A 20,975-nucleotide genomic window follows, 5' to 3' on the forward strand; every position below is an offset into this window, starting at 1 on the left:
CACGAGACAACTCAAATGGATATGATATTAAAAATCTCAAATCTCAAATCTCAAATCTCAAATCTCAAATCTAAAATCTCAAATCTCAAATCTCAAATCTCAAATCTAAAATCTCAAGACTCACCCTACAGGCTACAAACAGAGAAAAGTTATTTGACCAGAAATTTGTCTGGTGCGTATTGCCCACCCTCCAACTAAAATTGATATGATATTAAAAATCTAAAATCTAAAATCTAAAATCTAAAATGGCATTACCTCCCGGCAGTTTCGGTTTACCCCTAATTGGCGATAGCCTCAAGTTTTTGCGAGATTCCCAATTTGCCAAAAAACGCCACCAGCAGTACGGGCCCCTTTTCAAAACCAGCCTTTTCGGACAGCCTACCGTGTTTATGCGTGGCAAAGAGGCTAGTTTGTTTGTTCTAAGCAATGACAACAAATATTTTGTTGTGAGTTTTCCTCCGAGTACGAAAGCGCTTTTAGGGCCACTTTCCTTGGCGCTGCAAACGGGTGCTAACCACCAAAATCGGCGCAAGTTGCTTTACCAAGCGTTTCAGCCACGATCTTTGGCAGGCTACATCGGCGCGATGGAAAATATAACTCAGCGCTATTTGGAAAAATGGGTCAAAATGGAAACCATGACTTGGTATCCTGAACTGAGAAATTATACTTTTGATGTGGCCGGTAAGTTGTTAGTAGGGATTGAAAAGGGTTCGGAAACGGCGCTAGGACATAACTTTGAAACTTGGTCTAACGGTTTATTTTCGATTCCTTTAGATGTGCCTTGGACTAAGTTTGGCAAAGCGAAAACTAGCAGAAAGTTACTGTTGGCCGAACTTGAAAAGATTATTCGCGATCGCCAACAAGGAACCCCTAGCGGCAATGATGCTTTGAGTTTGCTGATTTCTGCTCGCGATGACGAGGGAAATAGTTTGAGTTTGGATGAGTTAAAAGATCAAGTGCTGTTGCTGCTGTTTGCGGGACACGAAACTTTAACTTCGGCGATCGCCTCTTTTTGCCTTCTCCTAGCTCAACATCCCGATGTGATGGCAAAAGTCCGCACCGAACAGCAGCAGTTCGCCGCTACGGAACCCCTAACATTGGAACAACTCAAACAAATGACCTATTTAGAACAGGTGCTGCAAGAAGTGCTGCGTTTAGTTCCACCAGTGGGAGGTATTTTTCGGACAGTCATTAATGCTTGTGAGTTCGGCGGCTATGAAATTCCCAAGGGCTGGACTGTGCTTTCTCAGATTAATCAAACCCATCAGGATAGTCAACTTTATCCTGAACCAGATCGCTTCGATCCCGATCGATTTAACTCCGAGCGATCGGCTAAACCGTTCAGTTACGTGCCATTTGGTGGAGGTTTGCGGGAATGTTTGGGCAAAGAATTTGCCCGGTTAGAGATGAAGTTGTTTGCGGCAAAGATTGTTCGGGAGTTTGAATGGGAACTTTTACCGGATCAAGATTTGAATTTAATCCGAGTACCGACTCCCCATCCCCGCGACGGTTTGCGAGTAAAATTTCGGCGAAACTATTCTTAAGAACGGGCTTTCCCGCCTGTTCGACAAGAGATGAATTTTATTGGGGGAGTAGGGCTTGGGCACGCGAGCCCGCCCTGAAAGCCACAAGATGCCTGTTCCACAAGAGATGAATTTTATTGTGGGGAGTAGGGGTTGGGCACGCGAGCCAGCCCTGAAAGCCTGATTGATAATGGTGCAAGATCTCAGCCTCAATCAACATCCAATTGCATCGCCCCCAAATACTTAGTTAAATAAGGAGAAAAAACCTCATAAATCAGAGTCAATGGCTTTCCGTGATGCCAAAACAAATAGTGTCGTCCCCAAAAAGGCCCCGACTCTTCAAACGCTGATTCCAAAGCAGCCGAATTACCGCAATAAATGCCCTGCACATCGCGATACAATTCTGTCCGCAGTCTCGCTAAACTAGCCCAAATTGGCAAAGATTTATTTTGTAAATATTCGTCTACGTGGCTTGCTTCCCACCAAGAAGTCGCATAGGCTAAACGCTGTCCCGAAGCAGTCCGCAGCCACACTTGTCGGCGCAGGCGCGGCCCCGGAACGGCGACAATTTGCTGGGGCGCGCCGTCTGCGTCTTCACCCACTAAAGACATATCGATGACATCAACTTCTGTGGGCTCCCCTGTCAGCAGTTGCAGGTGACGGGTGGGGGAACCGTCGCCCAGGAGCAGTATTTGCCATGCCGGTGCGAGCTTGGTGTGGGGTAAACCCTTCTGTACTGCGTCTTCGGCTCCTTGCCACAGGGGGTTGAGAGCGTGCCAGGTGCGGCTGTTTTTGGGTGTAAATGTTGCAGTCAAGGGTCTTTACAAAACTTAATTTTTTGTTTATTATAACGCTTCTTCAATTATCCACTCAAAAATTAAAAATTGATCGACCGAGGACGATCGCCCATAGGATGTCCGGTTAAATAGTTATAATACTTCTGTTCGGGATTTTTATTCTTCCTTCTTCCTTCTTCCTTCTTCCTTCTTCCTTCTTCCTTCTTCCTTCCACTATATGTTAAGAATAACCGAAATAAAACTCCCCCTCGATCATCCTGAAGATGCGATCGCCAGTGCCATTATCAAAAAGCTGCAAATTCCCCCCGAAGAATTGCTCGGCTATTCCATCTTCAAGCGCAGCTATGATGCTCGTAAAAAAGCAGAAATCCTCCTTGTCTATATTGTCGATGTAGAGACGACACAGGAAAAGCAACTTCTCCAACGCTTCAAAAAAGATCCTCATGTGATGGTAACACCAGACACGAGTTATCGCTATGTAGCCAAAGCCCCCAGCAATTTGACGATTCGCCCCATTGTGATTGGTACAGGGCCGTGCGGTATGTTTGCGGGTCTGATGCTGGCACAAATGGGGTTTCGCCCTATCCTTTTAGAACGCGGAAAAGCTGTGCGCGATCGCACAGTTGACACCTTTGGATTTTGGAAGAAAAAAGCAGAATTCAACCCAGAATCTAACGCTCAGTTTGGCGAAGGTGGTGCGGGTACTTTTTCCGATGGCAAGCTCTACAGCCAAGTTAAAGATCCTCAGCATTATGGACGGAAGGTGTTGATGGAACTTGTGAATGCAGGAGCTTCACCGGAAATTTTATATATTAATAAACCGCATATTGGCACGTTCAAATTGGTGGGAATTGTCCAAAGCCTACGCGCCCAAATAGAATCATTAGGCGGAGAAATTAGGTTTCAAAGTCGTGTAGAAGATATCCACATCGAAAATGGAAAAGTGCAGGGACTTACCCTCGCCAGCGGAGAATATATTGCTAGTAATTATATAGTTCTGGCAGTGGGACACAGCGCCCGCGATACTTTTGAAATGTTGTTTTCGCGCGGGGTTTACATCGAAGCAAAACCATTTTCTATTGGTTTTCGGGTGGAACATCCCCAAACTATTATCGATCGCTGTCGTTTTGGCGATCGGGCCGGCCATAAGCTTTTGGGTGCCGCCGATTACAAACTGGTTCACCATTGCCAAAACAATCGTTCTGTATATAGTTTCTGTATGTGTCCCGGTGGTTTGGTAGTGGCGGCGGCGTCAGAACCGGGGCGACTTGTTACTAATGGGATGAGTCAATATTCTCGCAATGAACGCAATGCTAACAGCGGGATTGTGGTGGGTATCACGCCGGAAGATTATCCGGGTCATCCCTTAGCCGGAATTGAGTTTCAGCGTCGCTTAGAAGAACGGGCATTTGAGTTAGGTGGTGGCACTTATAACGCCCCTGGGCAGCTTGTGGGTGATTTTTTGGCGAATCGCCCTTCCACGGCGCTAGGCAGCGTGCAGCCGTCTTATACGCCGGGAGTTGTGATGACTGATTTGAGCGAAAGTTTGCCAGATTATGCGATCGCAGCTATCCGCGAAGCACTTCCGGCTTTTGACAAACAGATTAAAGGATTTGCGATGGATGATGCGGTTTTAACTGGGGTGGAAACGCGCACTTCTTCACCGATTCGGATTAAACGCAGGGAAGATTATCAAAGTTTGAATACAGAAGGTCTTTATCCTGCTGGGGAAGGTGCAGGATATGCGGGTGGAATTCTGTCGGCGGGGATTGATGGGATTAAAGTGGCGGAGGCGGTTGCTTTGAGTATTTTGCAATCTTCAAACCACAAAATTTGATGCGGGATTTGAGGGTTTTTAGATGATTTGAAGATTGCCGTTAACCGTCAACTGTCAACTGTTCAAACAGCAGCTAAACGCGATCGAATTTCCGTATCGGTATACTCAGGCGTCCAGCCTTCTTGCGTGGTAAAATAGCGCACAGCTTTAACTTTCCGGGCTGCTGTCAAATAAAACCAGTGTTCTGTATTCGCCGGCACGTTGATAAATTCTTCCGGCTGCACTGTGAGTTCGACTTGGCTGCCGTCGGGCCGCACGAAGCCGAAAATGCCCTCGCCTGCTACGATATAGCGGACTTCATCATCGGCGTGGATGTGGCACTTGTTGAATTTGGACAGCATGGTGTCGAGGTTGGGAATGTCTGGGTGCAGTACAATTAAGTCGCGATCCTGATAGCCTGCACTTTCCAACAACTGTTGAAAGTAGCCGTCGAGGGCTTGCAGCACTTGCTCTTTTTGATTGTCGTCAAGAGCATCTTTAGCTAACAAATTTTGAATTTCAGCGCTGTCACCCACGGGCCAGCGGTTGAGTTGAATGTTTAAGGAAGCGAGTTCTCGGGTAATGTCGCTTTGTTGAGTGTAGGTTGTACCGTTTTCGAGTCGCAGGATAGCCATTTTTGCACGTTCCAATTTTTGGGTGAGGCGATACACAGGCACTGTGAAAGATGTTTGTCGATCGCACCTGTACCAGAATCACAATTTTAACGCTAATTTGAACAGGCAAGGTGCCTGTTCCACAATAGTTTAATGATTTGAACAGGCAAGATGCCTGTTCTACAATAGTTCCAGATTTGTCGCGATAAGATTAATAAGTCAGCCACCAGCTAGCACCCGCAGCGATTGGCAATACTGATATCTTAACTGTAATTTTTGCAACAACCATGCCTACTTATACTGGAATTTCTAGCGAAGCATTTCAGCATCCCCTCGATCGCCAAGCTGAGGAAGCGTTACGCAGCGTGCCTGGATTTGACTTAATTGCCAGCAAATTTGTAGAATTTGTCTACGAACGACCGCAATTCGTTTACCTAATGGGAAATAGCATTCAAGTCGGGCCACGCCAATATGCCAGCATTTATCATATATTTCGGGAGTGCGTGCAGGCTTTAGATATTTTTCCAGAACCGGGTTTGTTTGTTTCTCAGAATCCCTCAGTTAACAGCTATGCCCTGGGAAAAAACCAGCCTTATGTAATATTAAACACTGGTCTTTTAGACTTGTTGGACGAGGCGGAACTGCGGGTAGTCTTGGCTCACGAGTTGGGACACATTAAATGCGGCCATCCAACTTTAAATCAAATGGCGATGTGGGCGATGAGCGTCGCATCGACAATTGGCGAGATGACTTTCGGTTTGGGAAATATGGTCGGTAGCGGTTTAATTTTCGCTTTTTACGAGTGGCGGCGCAAGGCTGAATTGTCTGCGGATCGGGCGGCTTTGTTGGTGACGGATGAGTTGAACAGTGTGATGAAGACGATGATGAAACTTGCGGGAGTTAGTAGTAAATATGCTGACCAATGCAGTTTGCAAGAATTTATCCGGCAGTCTGACAACTATCAAGAGCTCGATCGAGACAATCTCAACCAAGTGTATAAATTTTTACTTTACAATGGCGGCCAAGGCGTGATGCTGAGTCACCCTTTCCCGGTGGAACGGCTGAGGTATTTGCGAGACTGGGCAAGTTCCGAGGAATACCGCCAAATTAAGCTGGGAAATTACAAGCGGGCTGTAGCTGAGGGTGCGGTTGATGTGAAGTCGCAAACGCCTAACAGCGAGACGGAGGCTTTGCGCCGTCAAATTGAAGAGTTGCAGCGGGAGATCGATCGGCAAAAATCAAAGCGAAACTAAGTTTAAATTCCTCGTTTCCAGGCTGTGCCTGGGAACCAGCTAAATGTTTTGTTGAAGATTTACCGGATGTGAGGGAGGGGGAAACGTAAAAGGAAGGTAAACCAGTGAGAGACTTACTCGCAACGGGCCTCCAATCTAAAAACTGTCCCCTCCTTTCGGAAATCAGTTTCTGAAGAGGTGTAGTTTAAATCAAGAGAAGCTTATAAATCAACGGGGCTAAAAAAAATGAATATTGATAACGCAATGAATACTAACAAGCCAACTTCTAATTTTTTCGGTAACGTGGGAAAAGTCGCGATCGCTCTGACTCTTCTAGCCGCCGGCATGGCATTTACAAATCCTGGGAGAGACAAATACCTAACTTATGCTTCCGGCGTACTCCAAACCGAGTTGGAAAGCACTGTGTGCAAAGATTCTCGCGTGCCGAAAGCTTTGAGCGGCATTACAGATACTTTGATCGGCAGTTGCAAGAATTTGCTGACTTCGCAGCGTGACACGATTGAAAGCTTGCTCGACAATACAACGCAGCGTCAAAATTTAGGTGTGGTCAGTATTTACACAACTGAATTAGGTAAAAAAAGCTATCAAACGGTTGGAGCTTTTGGTAATTTTGTGACGCTGCCACCTAGTTCTGAAAATGCTCAAAATTAGACTCAAATTAAGTTCAATTGTTGAAACCGGGTTTTGTAGAAAGCCCGGTTTTTGCTTGCGTAATTCTATCTCAGTAAATCTCAATAAATTCGGAGAGCGGTAGCACATATTTTTAATGAAACCCGCTATTAGAGACAAAATATTAAGTTTTATTAAAAAAGAAAAGTTATTGTCCGACTTAATATTAACATGAACGCTATAAAGTTTGATGTTTAACAAATAAGCAGATGGCAATGCAGTTAAGTAAGGGTGAGAGATTTAATATCTCTAAAGAAGCGCCCGGTTTAAAAAAAATGGCGATCGCCCTCGGCTGGCAGGTGACAGAGGCAGGACAAAGCTACGAGATTGATGTCTCTGCCTTTATGCTAGGTGCTGACGGCAAAATACCTAACGATAAATATTTGATATTTTACAATAATCTGCAATCCGGTGACAGTTCGGTACTGCAAGTGATTCGGGATAAAAACAACCGAAGTCAAGAGAATAAAACGATTTACGGCGTTATCTTAACAAGAGTTAATCCTGAAATTGAGGAAATAAATTTTGTTGTTACTATTCACGAAGCCGATAAAATTAATGCAAATTTTAGCAATATCAAAAATGCTTTTATCAAGATTTACAATTTGGATACAGAAAACGAACTTGTTGGTTATGAATTAAAAGAGAATTTTTCGCGAGAGACTGCTGTAGAATTTGGTCGCTTGTATAGAAAGAATGGAGAGTGGAGATTTCAAGCGGTAGGAGCAGGATATCAGGCAGGATTGCAGAGTTTTGTTGACAAGTATTGCAGCTAAAGTAGCAGCGTTGAAAAAATCTCGCCTGCAAATTCTGATAGCAGTGGCACAATAACTCGCAGCAGGCGAAGAAACAGGAGGTAAACCGCTGTGGCATTAGTTAGTAGACGACAAAATCTCCTGGTAAGCATCGATGGTTTGTCGGGCGATCGCATCCCAGTTATAATGCTTTTTGGCATACTCTTTGCCGTTCAATCCCCGCCGTTGGCGCTCTTCGGGATTCAGAAGTGCTGATTTGATTGAATTGGCGATCGCCCCTACTTCCAAAGCCCCCACCCAACCAGCTTCTGCTTGCTGTATGTCTTCCGCAATATGTATGCGATCGGAAATGGCGACAGGTACACCGGCGGCCATCGCTTCTGCTACAGCAATGCCAAAGTTTTCGTAATAAGAAGGCAATACAAATAAGTCGGCTTTTGTCAACAGTTCAACTTTTAAATCACCGCTCACAAAACCAGTTATTGTTGTATATTTTGCTAAGCTTGAATTGTGTATTTGACTTTTAATTTGTGTTTCATAATCAGCATCTTGGGGATTGGAACCAGCTAAAATAAAGTGAAACTCTATGCCCGATGCCAAAATACTTTCTAATGCTGGAATTAGCAAATCAAGCCCTTTTTTAGGTTCAATTCGCGACATAAATAAGATGATTGGCACTTGAGATTCCCGCAATCTCTTAGGAAACAAACCTCCTGTCACCCCCAATGGAATCACCAAATCCCGTGGCACAGGCATCTTGCCTGTAAAGTCCCAATCCCGTGGCACAGGCATCTTGCCTGTGCAGTTCAAACCAAATCTTTCTGAGATTTTAGCTTCTTCTTTACTTGTGAAATGAATTGCGGCGGCCCCTGCTAAATTAGGGCGTTCTAAAAGCGTGGCATAAATCTGTTTCAAGCGCTTTTTTTTCTGCAAATCGGCGGGGTCAAGCATACCGCATGGACGCATAATATATGGCAACTTGTGATATCTAGCAATTGTAGCAGCGAGGGTAGTTACCGGTGAGAAAAGAGCGTGAATGTGAGCCAGGTCAAATTGCCGCGCATTTGCATTCAACCACTCCAATAAACCCAGAGAAAATTTATATCTACGCCAGGGAGAACAGCGGAAATAAATAATTTGATAACCGTTTTGTTGTATTGGTTGATTTAGAGGAACATCTAAGGAAGGTTGACCGATATCTCCGTTAGAATCTGTGGTGATAATGGTGACATCAATACCTTGGAAACCAAGAGCCGCAGAAAGTCCGAGTACCATTTGACTTGGCCCACCGTAGACAAGGGAAATTGAAGGGATAATTTGGAGAATCCGCATCGGGGATAGTTATTTAAATCAACATACCAACACATCCCATTACAAATTTAATTATCTGCAAAAGGTTGCCCGTCTAGCTGTTCAGCTTCCTCTCTTTTTGTTGCTGTAATTTGGGTATTGTGAGCCATTGTTTTGGAAAATTCATACATTTCACTGGCTTTTGCTTCCGCAGCTTTCACAATTTCAAGGATTTCTAGGAGTAGGCTTTCATCTGGTAATTGTTTCATGGCAATGCTTCTAATCTCTCAACTACTTTGTCAATCATAATTCTCGATTCAGGAGCCATCTTTAGCAAGGCTGCTAAATAATCTCCTGCTTTTTGAACATCTTCATGGGGCACACCAGCCATCAATACATTGCCCACAATGTGTTCTGCTTGTAAGCGAGTACCTGCTACGTTGAATTGAAAATTAGTGATTGAAGAAAAGTATTGCATCAGTATTTCATTCTGGGGAAAAAGAGACATTGCTCTTCTAAGCGCAAAAAGTCCCAGCGTTGCTTGGCGCTCAGTATCGTCTAGTACCTGATAGAGTTCGCTAACCAAAGAGCGTATGTCGGGAGGAATAGACATTTACCACAGTTTTTTTTATTTAACACTTGCATTATAGCTAAAAGTTACAACAATTCTTTGTAGAATTCCAATAACTGCTCAGCTAAAGCTTTATTAGTATAATTGCTCATCGCTCTATGATAACCCCGATCGCCCAAATCAGCAGCCAACTCCCGCCGCTCCATCAATTGCTGCAAACACTCGCGCAAAACCCCTGCATTTCCCTCCGGGAATATTAACCCCGCATCGCCGATGACGTGGGGAATTTCCCCGCAGTCGGAACCGATAACCGGAATTTGACAGGCCATCGCTTCAATTAAAACGTGACCGAATTGTTCTTTCCAGCCCACACTGGTCAAAGTTTTGAATTTATAGCTGGTTTGCGAGGGTAATACCAAACAGTTCATTAAGTTAATGTAGGGGGGGATTTCTTCGTGGGAAACGCTTTCTACCCAGATTATTCGATCGCTAATTCCCCATTCAATACATTTTCCGGCGAGGTACGTCCGCAATTTTCCTTGTCCTACTAGCAGCCACTTCCAAGGGATTTTTTTCAAGCCTGCCAAGGCCTCAGCTAAAGTTAACAGTCCTTTTTCTTCGACAAACCTCCCTACAAATCCTACCACAAAATCGGTCGGTGCAATGCCGTACCTGCCGGAAAAATCAGCGTCTTTACCAGTGCGGCGAAACAAAGTTTCATCTACTCCGAGTTGTGGCATTACTTTTACCGCACCTTGATAGCCCCGCTGCCGCAAAATTTTAGATCCATCTAGGTTGCCTGCAATAATTCCGTCCGTGTGCTGAAGATTGTAATTTTCTAATAATGAAACAGGCAAATTCAATTTATAAGGCAGATTCCACCACGTAAAAACTATATTTTTTGCTCTTAATTTGAGCAGTTTATTTAATAAAACTAATTGAGCGCAAGCTAGGGACTTTGAACCTTGTTCAACTTGGATTATCTGGGGTCTAAAGTTTTGTAAAACTTTAATTAAATCAAAACCAAAGCTTAGCAATCCTTGATTATTTTGACTAAAGTTGGAGACCGGGATGACTTTAAAAGAACCCTTTTGATAAAATTGCGTTTCTATAATTTTATTTTGTACGCCTCCAGGTTTCCAACGCTGCGGCACTACAACTGTTACTTCAATATCGGGTTCTAGGTTTGCTAATATCTTGAATTTTTCCCGGTTAATGTCCACAATATAGGTGTGACTGGCAACGAGAATTCTCATTTAGGGGAAGGGGGAAGGAATAGGGAATTATTGAGCGTTAATATTGTCTTGATGGGTGTAATTTTGTCCATCATTCCACAGAGATTGAATTACTGTATTTATAGCACTGAGAAAACCCAAGATATAAAAAGCAAATCTAGTTATAATTTTAATGGGCGAGTGGCTTTTATAACAAGGCGGATTTCCCAAAACGTGGCAGTCAAAGAGTTTGGCAAAAAATCGCAGGCATTGAAAGGCTGTTAAATTTTTCAATCCCATTAGAAAGTGATTGTGATAAAATGTGATTTGATATTCGATCGATCGCGTGCTGACATCGTGACACCCGCCGCTCTCTTCCCCCAAGTGAACTAAACACGCATTAGGATCGTACCAAATTTTCATGCCAGTCGATCGCAATCTCAAACAAAAATCCGACTCCTCCCGCACCGCACTCCCTGCAAACCGCTCATCAAACCTCAGCCCGCATTCGGCAAAAACCTGCCTGCGAAATGACATATTGCAGCCTCTAGCCGAGAGCACCTGCTGCGGTTTGACTGTATGCACCAAATCGATAAAATACCAGGCAATGCCCGCATCCATCGCTTCTCTTGGCAAATATTCAATCGCCAAATCGCCTCCAGAATTATCCAGTTTCATTCTGTCCAAAACCCTGCCCGCCACACATCCCACATCGGGTTTTTCTAAATAATTGCCAGCGTGAGCCGCCAAAAAACCTTCTGGCAATTGTACATCATCATCAATAAATAAAATAATCTCTCCAACTGCGCGGCGCACTGCATAATTTCGAGCACCAGGCAAACTCGCCCAATCTACTCTAAACCAGCGAATTTTGCCAGCATTTGCCAATTCATCTAAATAAACTTGAGTTTCCGATTCGTGGGTGCGAGTTTGATCGATTACCAGCACTTCAAAATTAGGGTAATTTTGCCTAATCGCATCAGCCAATGTCTCTCGCAGAGGTTGCTCGCGGTTGTAGGTAGGTATCACAACAGAAATCATCATTTGCAGTTGCCACTTTGCTTATTTCTCTACACGCCAAAGCCAGCCATCGTCGGGTTTGTCAATTGGTGTAATGTTATATTTTTGCACTTTTTCTAGTTCAAATTGCAATGCTTCTGTAGGTCGGTAGAGAAATACATCGCTAAAACCATCAGGAATTTTGACTTGTTCAGGTTTAACTGCCAGCACAAGCTGTACTTGCGGCTTCAGTAGATAGCTGACAGACAGTATTTTTCCTGTGATGTTGTTGCCTCCCTGAGTGATTACTAAAGGTTTTTTCGCTTGATTGACCATCGCCGCTACTTGCGGATTATATTTAGTGCTAGAAGGATACTTGTTCCACCAAAGTTGCGACTGTGAGCTGACGACACAAGAAACTATTCCACTCGATATTAGCGCTATTAAACCAAGCTGCCACAGTTTTTGTTGGCGGGGATTGGTGGCGGCTGCAATTTTAGTAGTGAATAGATAGGCAACAGCTATCTGGATTGCTAAAATATAGGGAACCATATAGCGATCGGCAACGCCTCGTACTACTATCAATACTATCGCTGTAATTCCGATCGCTGTCAAGACAAACAGCCAAACTCCTTTGGCAGTTAAGCAGCAGAGCGAGTATAGTGAATATGCGATCGCTAACAGTAATACGGCCACTACAATCAGTCTGATTAAATCTGTAGCCAGACCGCTTGCACCCAATTTGATAATTCCGCCCGCCCAATGGGTGTCAATAAACATTCGGCAGTTCAGGAGAATTAAAGGTTGAAGTGAAGACATCAAAGGCAGGGAAAAGCGGGGAAAACCTACTGTTGCGTCAATTTTTTCCGAGTTATAAAGTAATATCCCAATCCAAGGAGCAAAAATCATTATTGCTGCCACTGAAGCTAGTAAATAAGCAATTAATGTTTTGCTAAAACGACAATTTTCTGTGATAATTACATAGATGCCGTGGGCGAATACTACTAAAAAAAATAATAAACTAGAATAGAGTCCGAAAGTAAGGGCGATCGCATAAATAGACCAAACAGCCTTGCTCAATTTAGATGTGGTGGGAGAATTTTGTAGAACGATCCTCTTCGTTGGCGTAGCCCCCGTAGGGGCGGGCTTCGCTAACGCCCGCAGCAGAATTGCATTCGACAGCAAAACCAGGACTGCAAACATCATGTAGGGTCTTGCCTCTTGCGCGTACAAGACGTGAAAGGGTGAAACAGCAACAATTGTAACAGCCATCCATCCCACAGACGCAGAGCGAAATAATTCCCAGCACAGCCAATAAATGCTGGGAAAAACTAACAAAATAATCAAAGCGGAAAGACTTCTGACAGTCGCCACTTGCGGGCCGAACAACTGCACCCAAAACTTGACTAAAATAAAATACAGCGGCGACAGTTGAGGTTCTTCTGTAGCTAAACCTTTAACAGTATCCCACCAAGTTTTTTCGGGATTTATCTGCTGGTATTTCCGCTGCAAATCTGCGACGCTAATTGTGTTGCCTTGAAAATCTTGCTGCACCATTTCCGTCCAAGTGTAGCCAGAAATTCGCAGCGAGGTTATAGATTCGTCGAACGAGTAAACTTTGCGCTCCAGATTAGTAAAGCGAAACCATATGCCCGTTATTAATATGACGACAATTAAAAATTTTAACGAATTTCGATGCAGCCGCCCATTTTGAATTGATTTGGTGTTCATACAATCAGAAATGGGGAAATGAAGAAAGAAGGGTTTAGGACAGAGGGAATAAGCAAGAGGGAATAAAGAATGAGAAATTGGTTTCACTAGCCCCTATATTTATCTAGAGGCTTCTTCCTTCTTCCTTCTTCCTTCTTCCTTCTTCCTTCTTCCTTCTTCCTTCTTCCTTCTGATTAATTCCCCCTTTCCATCAGATAGCTATGTGTTGCTGAACGGCTAAAACTAAATTTTCAGTCCAGAAATTAGCCAATTCGGCGCTGGCAGCTTCCACCATAACTCGAATTAGCGGTTCAGTGCCCGAAGCGCGAACCAAAACCCGTCCCTGTTCTCCCATTGCTGTTGTAGCACGTTCGATCGCCTTTTGCATTGCCTCGCACTCCTGCCATTTCAGGCGTTTTTCGCGATCCTCCACCCGAATATTTCGCAACAACTGTGGATAAGTTTGGAAACTGCCACTTACCAATTGTGCCAAAGATTGCCCGGACTGGCGCACCAGCGAAGCCAAATGCAAAGCTGTCAGCAAACCGTCGCCGCTGACACCATAATGCGGACAAAGAATGTGTCCAGACTGTTCGCCGCCCAACATCGCACCAGTGCGCTGCATTTCAGCGTGAACGTACTGATCTCCGACGTTGGTTCTAGTTAGTTTGCCGCCCAATTCTTCCCAAGCTCGCTCAAAGCCCAGATTAGCCATTACAGTAGAAATAATTAAATTGGATGGTAACTGTTCGGAGTCGCGCAACTGCCGACCCCACAGATAAAGAATGTAATCGCCGTCAATCGTTCGACCTTGGTTGTCAACACCCAAAACTCGATCGGCATCGCCGTCAAAAGCAAATCCCAAATCGGCATTGTGTTCCAAAACAGCCGCTTGCAAACTGTCGAGATGAGTAGAACCGCAGTTAACATTAATGCGAGATCCATCAGGAGAGTCGTGCAAACAGATCACATCCGCCCCCATTTGCGCGAACACCGCCGGCCCCAAACCCGCGGCCGCCCCCCAAGCCAAATCCAAAACAATCCGCATTCCCTCCAAATTCATCTGTTGCAGCGAATCACAGAGCGAAGTGGCATAATCTTTAACCAACTCAGCTCGATGGTAGTGGTGTCCCCAACCCAAACTAGCAATTGGAACCTTTGCCCCCCGGATTCCCGCTTCGATTTGTTCCTGTAACTGCTGCGACAGCTTCGAGCCGTTTGAGCCGAAAAACTTAATGCCGTTGTCTTCTGGGGGATTGTGAGAAGCCGAAATCATCACTCCGCCGACCGACTCCGAAACGCTTGCCAGATAAGCAACGCAGGGAGTGGGACACAAGCCCAAATTCCACACTTCTAAACCGGCGGCCGTCAAACCCGCTGACAGTGCCATTGCCAGCATATCGCTGGAATTCCTGCTGTCTTGCCCCAAAATCACAGGCCCCTGGTTGGGGGAATTTTGGCGTAGAACTTGTCCAGCCCAGAAGCCCACTTGCAGGGCTAGGGGTGCATTCAGCAATTCTCCAACTTTCCCGCGAATGCCGTCTGTGCCGAAGAGTTTGGTATTTGGCAGGGGGAGGCTATCTCCCACCAGAATCGTATCGCGTTTGACTGGCTGTACCGAGTTAGCAGCCGGAAACTCGCTGCCACGAGGGCGCGAAGGTGTCTGAACCATATTCACTCCTTTAGGAATATTCACACTCACACTTTGGGTTCATGTTACAACTGAAAGTCTTTATTTTCAGCCTAAACTCCATTTATTTCGTCAATTGCTGAAGCAACTTGCTCTGACAACCTACGCACAAAGCTTAACTTCATCGGAAAAATTTGTATTGTACCCAAGGGAAAAACTTTTAGTACCGGGCGCGCCAACGCCATGAAACCCGGTTTCTTTCAGCCTCCAGGCGTGACGCTGCTGCTGTTTGAGCCTGTCAGGCACTGCGTGTGTAGAAAGTTAATGCTGTATTGCCGTATATTTTCTGGCGGCAAATTTCTAGACCGGAAATCGGTGGTACCGATCGCTCCGGGCTGTGTTCGACGGCCATTTCGCCGAGGAGTGCTAGCATTTCTTGGCTGGCGATCGTGTTTAACACAGGTTCGTACAAGTCGCTGGCGTAGGGCGGATCGAAGTAAATGCGATCGAACTGCTGCCCCGCTAGCACCGCCAATTTCGCCGTCGCGTTTCCCCGCAATATTTGAAATGTTTGGGACGAGTCTGCTACTTGCTCCCAGTTTTCGCGGATAATCGCACAAGCTTTCGCCGACTGTTCGATACCGGTGACACTCGCCGCTTGCCGACACAAAGCTTCTGCACCCATCGAACCGCTGCCGGTACAAATATCAAGCCATCTGCAATCTGCGATAGTCCCTTGCCAAATATTAAATAAAGCTTCTCTGACTCGCGAAGGCGTAGGACGAGTTGCCAGTCCAGGCAGAGTTTTGATTTGACGGTTGCCACAGATTCTCAAGCTCATTTAACACCCAATTTGTCACAGTATTTTATACTTAATTTGATTCGCCAAACCAAGTTTGAATGCAAGGCTGCATCTCCGGCTTTGCAAAAAGTATTTTTTCTTTGAGTGCTTTCGCGAGTTCGCACGGGCCAAAAATATCTGTATAAATTGGGGAGCCTCTCAGGAAAGCATTAAGAGTGCGATCGTCTCGATCGCGAGCTGTACAATAGTCGCGATCGTCCGCGCGAAGCCTAGTCTGCGATCGATCGCCAGCGGGGATGCCCTATAATATCAAATCCCGTAGCATCGGAATTATGAGCGTGCTGTAATATCTCGCGAAGTTGATCGCGAGATATTACAGCACTATCAATGATTAAAATATATAATTCCGATGCTATCGGAAACGATATAAAAGCTGGCTTGATGCTCCCTGACCGTCGGTAATTATAGAAGACGATCGCCGTTTTGTCTGCCAAATATCATACATTTGGCGGATGCTCGTGTCGCTAAAGTCATGGTGTATCCAGCTAAAAAATAAAACTAGGGCTGGAAAAAAGCTAACTACCCATCTCAAATTTGCTGAAACTCGCTCTAATCTAGGGTTTCTTGAAGTGATAACGCTCTCTTGAGACAGGGGATAATATCGACTATCGCTTGGCAAACAGCCAGCTTACTGTTATACTTCTGTCAAGCCAGCAGGGAAGGTCTGAAAAATCGAAGCAAATTGGGATAGACGATCCCGATCTGAGAACATACTTCGAGGATAACGCCTGCGGCTGGCATCCAAAAAACGATCGAGTAGTTGATGAAAAAAATAGAATCGTTAAGTTGGATCAAAAATATGATGTTACATGGAATCAATCAATAAATATGAGAATTGGCGCAACGTATCTAGGAAATAATCGCTGTGAATTTACGGTATGGGCCCCCTTGCTACAAGATGTAGCAGTCCAAATCACAGCACCAAAACCACAACTAATCTCCATGGAAAAAAAAGGGAGAGGATATTGGAAAGTCACAGCCCAAGGAGTATCTCCCGGTACGCTTTATACCTATCAACTAGATGGAAAGACAACGCGACCAGATCCGGCATCTTACAGTCAACCCCAAGGCGTTCACAACCCCTCAGAAGTAGTCGATCAAAGCGCATTTGTTTGGAACGATGCCGATTGGCAAGGGATTGCTCTGCCCGACTATATTATGTACGAGGTACACGTAGGCACGTTTACCGAAGAAGGAACATTCGAGGCAATGATTGGCCGTCTCGATGACTTGAAAGAATTGGGAGTTAACGCGATCGAAATTATGCCCGTGGCGCAGTTTCCGGGCGATCGCAATTGGGGTTACGATGGCGTATATCCCTTTGCCGTTCAATCCTCCTACGGTGGCATTAACGGCTTGAAAACCCTAGTCGATGCTTGCCACCAAAAAGGCTTTGCCGTTGTCCTAGATGTCGTCTATAATCACCTAGGCCCGGAAGGCAACTATACCTCGAATTTTGCCCCCTACTTTACCGATAAATATCGTACCCCTTGGGGAAACGCCATCAACTTTGATGATGCGGGCAGCGATGGCGTTCGCAATTTCTTTATCGAAAATGCCCTCTACTGGTTTCGGGATTGTCACATTGATGCGCTGAGGTTGGATGCCATTCACGCGATTTACGACTTCTCCGCCAAGCACTTTTTAGCCGAGTTAGCCGAAAAAACCGGAGAATTGTCCCAACAGCAAGGTCGATCGTTTTATTTAATTGCTGAAAGCGACCTAAACGACGTTCGGATTATCCATCCTCCCAGCAAAGGCGGCTACGATATCAATGCCCAATGGTGCGATGATTTTCACCACTGTTTGCACAGCCTGATTACCAAGGAAGACCGAGGTTATTATCAAGATTTTCGCGAGTTCAGAACCTTAGTGAAAGTCTTGCAAGAAGGATTTGCTTATGCAGGAGAGTATTCGGAATTTCGGCAGCGCTACCACGGCAGTCCGGCGGGAAATTTTGACCCGGCTCAATTCGTCGTTTGTTGCCAAAATCACGACCAAGTGGGCAACAGAATGTTAGGCGAGCGGCTTTCACATTTGGTGTCGTTTGAAGCACTCAAATTGGCGGCAGGTATGGTATTGCTTTCTCCTTACATTCCTTTATTATTTATGGGGGAAGAGTACGGCGAAGAAGCGCCATTTCTGTATTTTGTCAGCCACGGCGATCCAGATTTAGTCGAGTCGGTTCGCCAGGGAAGAAAAGCCGAGTTCAAAGAATTTCACCACACAGGAGAACCGCCGGACGTACAAGACAAGACAACATTTTTGCAATCTAAACTTAATTGGGAAAAACGGCGCGAAGGCAAGCATAAAGTGTTGTTAGATTTGTATCGAACTCTGATTAAACTTCGCCAAGAAATTCCTGCCTTAAAGTGTCGCGATCGCCAAAGCATTGATATCAACAGTTTTGACGGTGAAAAAATCATTACCCTGATCAGAAGCGTTGACGACAGTCAAGTCTTAGCAATCTTCAATTTCAGCGATACCACACAAAAAACTAAACTTGTGCTGCCAGAAGGAAACTGGCAAAAAGTCTTAGACTCATCCGATCCTCAGTGGTTGGGGGACGGTTCGACTTTGCCCGAAAAACTTACAGGGCAAGCCGAAGTCAGCCTTCGGCATCAAAGCTTTATTCTGTATCAAGTTGAATAGTTTTATCCTAAAAAGTCTGTAAACACCAGGAATCTTGCCGAGCATTGATATCATGTCCGATCGATCGCCATAAGCAAGGATCGCGCGTGGGGACGACCGTCCGCTTTTGGACGGACGGTCGTCCCCACTACGAAGGGTTTTTGTTATGGTAATCGATCGTCCAAGATATGACAGGCTTTTTACTACAAGTCTAATGATTGTTCAATCAATAAAATTACAACTTAAGGTTCTATGGAATTAAAAGTTTGGCCCGGTAAACCCTATCCCTTGGGTTCAACATGGGATGGTAAAGGCACCAATTTTGCCCTATTTTCCGAAAACGCGAAAGCAGTCGAATTGTGCTTGTTCGACGAAAAAGGGTGGGAAACCCGAGTGCCGCTGACGGAAGTCTACAACTTCATTTGGCACTGCTACATTCCCGGCATCAAACCCGGTCAGCAATACGGCTTTCGCGTCCACGGGCCTTACGATCCCGCTGCGGGACATCGCTTCAACCCCGCCAAACTCCTGATCGATCCCTACGCCAAAGCACTCGCCGGATCTGTGGATCACGGACGGGAACTCTTCGGCTATGACTGGGACGACGAAGCCGAAGACTTATCCTACAGCGCATTAGACGATTCTCATTTAATCCCCAAAGCCGTCGTCATCGATGAATCCTTCGACTGGGAAGGCGACACTCAGCCACAACTTTCTTGGCACAAAACCATCATCTACGAGATACACGTTAAAGGCTTTACCCAACTGCATCCCGACATTCCCGAACCCTTGCGGGGAACCTACGCCGGACTCGCCCATCCCGCCGCCATCGACCATCTCAAATCCTTGGGAATTACCGCTGTCGAACTCCTCCCCGTCCACCAATTCATCGGCTGTCCGGGCTTTCTAGAAGCCAAGGGACTGCGTAACTACTGGGGTTACGACTCGATTAACTATTTCGCACCTTACTCGCGCTACAGCGCCAGCGGCGACACCGGCGAACAGGTGAATGAATTTAAGGAAATGGTCAAAGCCCTTCACGCTGCTGGCATTGAGGTGATTATCGATGTGGTCTACAACCACACCGGAGAGGGCAACCACATGGGCCCGACCGTCTCGTTTCGCGGCATCGACAACGCCGTTTACTACCGCCTAGTGGAAGACAATCGCCGCTATTACATGGATTTTAGCGGTTGTGGCAACTCCCTCAACATCTGCCATCCCCAAGTGTTGAAGCTGATTATGGACAGCTTGCGGTATTGGGTGTTGGAAATGCACGTCGATGGGTTCCGCTTCGATTTGGCGACGGTTTTAGCACGCGAAACCGATCGGGTTGATACTTTTGCCGCCTTTTTCGACATCATCCACCAAGACCCGGTTTTGTGCGATGTGAAGTTAATCGCTGAACCCTGGGACGTTGGCGAAGGCGGCTATCAAGTCGGAAAATTTCCCTTGCTGTGGTCTGAGTGGAACGCTCGCTACCGCGATACCATGCGCGACTTTTGGCGGGGAACCGACGAAACCCTCTCTCAGTTTGCCTACTGCTTTACCGGAAGTTCCGATTTGTACGAAACTAACGGACGGCGACCCCATGCCAGCATCAACTTTATCACCGCCCACGACGGGTTTACCCTGCACGATCTGGTCACATACAACGAGAAACACAACGAAGCTAACGGCGAAGACAGTCGCGACGGGGAAAACTACAATCGATCGTGGAACTGTACGATGGTGGAATTCCAACAGATGGAACCGCTAGAAGAAGGAGAATTTCCACCCGCGCCAGACCCCCGTGCTGGGGACGGGGAAACCGACGATTCTCAAGTGCAGGCGTTGCGAGAACGACAAAAGCGGAATTTATTAACTTCGTTACTGCTGTCTCAAGGTATCCCCATGATCGTTGCTGGAGACGAAATGGGGCGCACTCAAGGGGGCAATAATAATGCTTACTGTCAGGATAATGAAATCTCTTGGGTGGATTGGGGATTGCAGTTCAAAAACGCCGATCTACTCGAATTTACCCGCGAGTTAACCCGCTTGCGGCGCGAACATCCGGTGTTTCGCCGGCGTAAGTGGTTCCAAGGGCGCGCCATTCACGGTTCTGAAGTTAGCGATATTGCTTGGTTTAACCCCGATGGCAAGGAAATGACTGACGAACAGTGGCAAGTGGGATATGCTAAGGCGATCGGCATTTTCCTCAATGGTAAAGAAATTGCCACGCCCAATGTTCGCGGCGAACGGATTGTTGATGATAGTTTTCTGTTGTTTTTTAACGCTTACTGGGAGACGATCAATTTTATGATTCCCCCTCGCTTTCAAAGTTTGCAGTGGATTGCTGTGCTTGACACTGCTGAACCGAAATTTGTTGAATCTCAAGGGCGAATTTATACCAAGGGGAAAGCTGTTCCGGTGACGGCGCGATCGGTGGTAATTGTAAAGTGTCTCAAATAAGATTGGCAAGCACTCACCGTAATAGCTGATATCAAATCCGCTAGCATCGGGATTTTTGCTTGTTACTTTCGCTCTGCCTGGTAACATATATCTGGAGGCTCTGCCTCCTTTTATCTCGCAACTTACAGAAGAGAGGACTGTAGGAAGTGCTTAAGTTATTAAGGAAGGAAAATTTAATAATTTATACATT

Annotated in this window: 18 protein-coding genes; 7 read left to right on the forward strand and 11 right to left on the reverse strand. The window is 45.7% G+C overall.

The genetic code is table 11. The features are described from left to right. Window positions 1–245 precede the first annotated feature (245 nt). Window positions 246–1,544 (forward strand): cytochrome P450, encoded by a 1,299-nt coding sequence (locus QUB77_RS09675; protein WP_333171769.1) that lies wholly within the window; start codon window positions 246–248, stop codon window positions 1,542–1,544. Between the two features lie 188 nt (window positions 1,545–1,732). Here QUB77_RS09675 and QUB77_RS09680 read toward each other — a convergent pair whose 3' ends face one another. Further along, window positions 1,733–2,338, reverse strand: coding sequence for a chorismate lyase (locus tag QUB77_RS09680; protein ID WP_333171771.1), 606 nt, complete (start codon window positions 2,336–2,338; stop codon window positions 1,733–1,735). 199 nt (window positions 2,339–2,537) lie between these two features. Between QUB77_RS09680 and QUB77_RS09685 the strand changes: the two genes are divergently transcribed. Further along, window positions 2,538–4,157, forward strand: coding sequence for an NAD(P)/FAD-dependent oxidoreductase (locus QUB77_RS09685; RefSeq protein ID WP_333171773.1), 1,620 nt, complete (start codon window positions 2,538–2,540; stop codon window positions 4,155–4,157). Window positions 4,158–4,219: 62 nt separating this feature from the next. Here QUB77_RS09685 and QUB77_RS09690 read toward each other — a convergent pair whose 3' ends face one another. After that, on the reverse strand, window positions 4,220–4,771 hold the full coding sequence (locus QUB77_RS09690; protein WP_333171775.1) for an acireductone dioxygenase: 552 nt from the start codon (window positions 4,769–4,771) through the stop codon (window positions 4,220–4,222). A gap of 266 nt (window positions 4,772–5,037) precedes the next feature. On the opposite strand from QUB77_RS09690, the gene QUB77_RS09695 reads away from it, so the two are divergent. The 3 genes from QUB77_RS09695 to QUB77_RS09705 all read left to right on the forward strand — a co-directional run bounded on the left by QUB77_RS09695 (window position 5,038) and on the right by QUB77_RS09705 (window position 7,448). Next, complete coding sequence (locus QUB77_RS09695; protein ID WP_333171777.1) at window positions 5,038–6,003, forward strand: M48 family metallopeptidase; 966 nt, start codon at window positions 5,038–5,040, stop codon at window positions 6,001–6,003. Between the two features lie 225 nt (window positions 6,004–6,228). Beyond that, entirely contained in the window at window positions 6,229–6,654 is a 426-nt protein-coding gene (locus tag QUB77_RS09700; protein WP_333069643.1) for a DUF4359 domain-containing protein, read from the forward strand. 233 nt (window positions 6,655–6,887) lie between these two features. Next, a complete protein-coding gene (locus QUB77_RS09705) occupies window positions 6,888–7,448 on the forward strand; it encodes a TerD family protein (protein ID WP_333171780.1) in 561 nt (186 codons plus the stop codon). Between the two features lie 96 nt (window positions 7,449–7,544). On the opposite strand, the gene hpsP is transcribed toward QUB77_RS09705, so the two are convergent. From hpsP to QUB77_RS09750, 9 genes are all read right to left on the reverse strand, one after another. Beyond that, window positions 7,545–8,759, reverse strand: coding sequence for a hormogonium polysaccharide biosynthesis glycosyltransferase HpsP (gene hpsP / locus QUB77_RS09710; protein WP_333171782.1), 1,215 nt, complete (start codon window positions 8,757–8,759; stop codon window positions 7,545–7,547). Between the two features lie 47 nt (window positions 8,760–8,806). Further along, window positions 8,807–8,986 carry a hypothetical protein gene (locus QUB77_RS09715; protein WP_332977946.1) on the reverse strand — a complete coding sequence of 60 codons (180 nt, stop codon included), beginning with the start codon at window positions 8,984–8,986 and terminating at the stop codon, window positions 8,807–8,809. Continuing rightward, window positions 8,983–9,330, reverse strand: coding sequence for a hypothetical protein (locus QUB77_RS09720; protein WP_333171784.1), 348 nt, complete (start codon window positions 9,328–9,330; stop codon window positions 8,983–8,985). Before QUB77_RS09720 ends, QUB77_RS09715 begins: the two co-directional genes overlap by 4 nt. Window positions 9,331–9,374: 44 nt before the next feature. After that, a complete protein-coding gene (gene hpsO / locus QUB77_RS09725) occupies window positions 9,375–10,544 on the reverse strand; it encodes a hormogonium polysaccharide biosynthesis glycosyltransferase HpsO (RefSeq protein ID WP_333171786.1) in 1,170 nt (389 codons plus the stop codon). Window positions 10,545–10,571: 27 nt separating this feature from the next. Continuing rightward, the gene (gene hpsN, locus QUB77_RS09730) at window positions 10,572–11,546 is read right to left on the reverse strand and encodes a hormogonium polysaccharide biosynthesis glycosyltransferase HpsN (RefSeq protein ID WP_333171788.1); all 975 of its coding nucleotides are present in this window, start codon (window positions 11,544–11,546) and stop codon (window positions 10,572–10,574) included. An 18-nt stretch (window positions 11,547–11,564) separates the two neighbouring features. Further along, entirely contained in the window at window positions 11,565–13,232 is a 1,668-nt protein-coding gene (locus QUB77_RS09735; RefSeq protein WP_333171790.1) for a glycosyltransferase family 39 protein, read from the reverse strand. A 190-nt stretch (window positions 13,233–13,422) separates the two neighbouring features. Further along, the gene (gene glmM / locus QUB77_RS09740; protein ID WP_333172116.1) at window positions 13,423–14,883 is read right to left on the reverse strand and encodes a phosphoglucosamine mutase; all 1,461 of its coding nucleotides are present in this window, start codon (window positions 14,881–14,883) and stop codon (window positions 13,423–13,425) included. A gap of 256 nt (window positions 14,884–15,139) precedes the next feature. Next, complete coding sequence (gene rsmD, locus QUB77_RS09745) at window positions 15,140–15,682, reverse strand: 16S rRNA (guanine(966)-N(2))-methyltransferase RsmD (protein WP_333171792.1); 543 nt, start codon at window positions 15,680–15,682, stop codon at window positions 15,140–15,142. Window positions 15,683–15,912: 230 nt separating this feature from the next. Next, on the reverse strand, window positions 15,913–16,137 hold the full coding sequence (locus QUB77_RS09750; RefSeq protein WP_333171794.1) for a hypothetical protein: 225 nt from the start codon (window positions 16,135–16,137) through the stop codon (window positions 15,913–15,915). A gap of 394 nt (window positions 16,138–16,531) precedes the next feature. On the opposite strand from QUB77_RS09750, the gene treZ reads away from it, so the two are divergent. Both treZ and glgX read left to right on the forward strand, forming a co-directional pair. After that, window positions 16,532–18,355, forward strand: a complete 1,824-nt coding sequence (gene treZ / locus QUB77_RS09755; RefSeq protein ID WP_333171796.1) for a malto-oligosyltrehalose trehalohydrolase — start codon at window positions 16,532–16,534, stop codon at window positions 18,353–18,355. 231 nt (window positions 18,356–18,586) lie between these two features. Further along, window positions 18,587–20,785: a glycogen debranching protein GlgX gene (gene glgX, locus QUB77_RS09760; protein ID WP_333171798.1), complete on the forward strand. Its 2,199-nt coding sequence runs from the start codon at window positions 18,587–18,589 to the stop codon at window positions 20,783–20,785. Window positions 20,786–20,975 lie beyond the last annotated feature (190 nt).

Origin of the sequence: Microcoleus sp. AT9b-C3 (assembly GCF_036705485.1) — a bacterium.
Classification (GTDB): Bacteria; Cyanobacteriota; Cyanobacteriia; order Cyanobacteriales; family Microcoleaceae; genus Microcoleus.

Bases quoted from the DNA above. Each gene is read 5' to 3' on its own strand.
- QUB77_RS09675 (WP_333171769.1), top strand. From the start codon at position 246: ATGGCATTACCTCCCGGCAGTTTCGGTTTACCCCTAATTGGCGATAGC.
- QUB77_RS09685 (WP_333171773.1), top strand. From the start codon at position 2,538: ATGTTAAGAATAACCGAAATAAAACTCCCCCTCGATCATCCTGAAGAT.
- QUB77_RS09690 (WP_333171775.1), bottom strand. From the start codon at position 4,771: ATGGCTATCCTGCGACTCGAAAACGGTACAACCTACACTCAACAAAGC.
- QUB77_RS09695 (WP_333171777.1), top strand. From the start codon at position 5,038: ATGCCTACTTATACTGGAATTTCTAGCGAAGCATTTCAGCATCCCCTC.
- QUB77_RS09700 (WP_333069643.1), top strand. From the start codon at position 6,229: ATGAATATTGATAACGCAATGAATACTAACAAGCCAACTTCTAATTTT.
- QUB77_RS09705 (WP_333171780.1), top strand. From the start codon at position 6,888: ATGCAGTTAAGTAAGGGTGAGAGATTTAATATCTCTAAAGAAGCGCCC.
- hpsP (WP_333171782.1), bottom strand. From the start codon at position 8,759: ATGCGGATTCTCCAAATTATCCCTTCAATTTCCCTTGTCTACGGTGGG.
- QUB77_RS09715 (WP_332977946.1), bottom strand. From the start codon at position 8,986: ATGAAACAATTACCAGATGAAAGCCTACTCCTAGAAATCCTTGAAATT.
- QUB77_RS09720 (WP_333171784.1), bottom strand. From the start codon at position 9,330: ATGTCTATTCCTCCCGACATACGCTCTTTGGTTAGCGAACTCTATCAG.
- hpsO (WP_333171786.1), bottom strand. From the start codon at position 10,544: ATGAGAATTCTCGTTGCCAGTCACACCTATATTGTGGACATTAACCGG.
- hpsN (WP_333171788.1), bottom strand. From the start codon at position 11,546: ATGATGATTTCTGTTGTGATACCTACCTACAACCGCGAGCAACCTCTG.
- QUB77_RS09735 (WP_333171790.1), bottom strand. From the start codon at position 13,232: ATGAACACCAAATCAATTCAAAATGGGCGGCTGCATCGAAATTCGTTA.
- glmM (WP_333172116.1), bottom strand. From the start codon at position 14,883: ATGGTTCAGACACCTTCGCGCCCTCGTGGCAGCGAGTTTCCGGCTGCT.
- rsmD (WP_333171792.1), bottom strand. From the start codon at position 15,682: ATGAGCTTGAGAATCTGTGGCAACCGTCAAATCAAAACTCTGCCTGGA.
- treZ (WP_333171796.1), top strand. From the start codon at position 16,532: ATGAGAATTGGCGCAACGTATCTAGGAAATAATCGCTGTGAATTTACG.
- glgX (WP_333171798.1), top strand. From the start codon at position 18,587: ATGGAATTAAAAGTTTGGCCCGGTAAACCCTATCCCTTGGGTTCAACA.